This window comes from Mycoplasmopsis agalactiae 14628, from assembly GCF_000266865.1.
GTDB classification, from domain to species: domain Bacteria; phylum Bacillota_I; class Bacilli_A; order Mycoplasmatales; family Metamycoplasmataceae; genus Mycoplasmopsis; species Mycoplasmopsis agalactiae_A.
The window spans coordinates 1-560 of sequence record NZ_AJPR01000019.1 but is presented as its reverse complement, the minus strand read 5'-3'; the positions used below and the strand labels follow the sequence as shown (position 1 = coordinate 560).

Here is a 560-nt window from a genome sequence, read left to right as displayed (position 1 = left end):
GCATAGATATAATAAGGTATTTTATTGCTTTTAACTTTGCCTAATTTTTTATAATTACGTTCATAAAGCTTATCATTTAAGCATCTTTCTATATCATCAATGTAATATTTAAGTCTCTTGTTATGTTTTAATATCTCATTATGATAGTAAACAAAGCATTTTCTAGTCACTTTGTGTCTATACATATATAGAGTATAGTAATATACTTCTCCTTTTACTATGATTACTCTTGTTATTTTACGCTCAACATGATATTCTTTTTTACGTTCAGCACTGTTTTTATATTCTTCAGCCTGCTGGTCTCAAAGCATAAAAAGTTCCTGCATAATTTCCCCTTTATGCCTTTATTATAGACAAAAAAGGAAAATTATCCAAACTAGTTTTTCAACTTATTTAGTTAGTTTTTGACTTAAAAAATATATGTCAAAGTAATTACATTATATTTACAATCTAACTACTTAGTAATTAGTGACTAATTACACTGTAATTACTTTTAAAGTGCTTTATTTAGCCAAATTATCAACAATTTTTTTACCAAATTATGGAAAATTTTTGCATTT

Annotated in this window: 1 pseudogene; it reads right to left on the bottom strand. The window is 24.8% G+C overall.

Annotated elements, in window-relative coordinates:
* Positions 1-326: pseudogene (locus MAGB_RS04090) on the bottom strand (hypothetical protein); the annotation flags it as partial.
* Between the last annotated feature and the right edge of the window lie 234 nt (positions 327-560).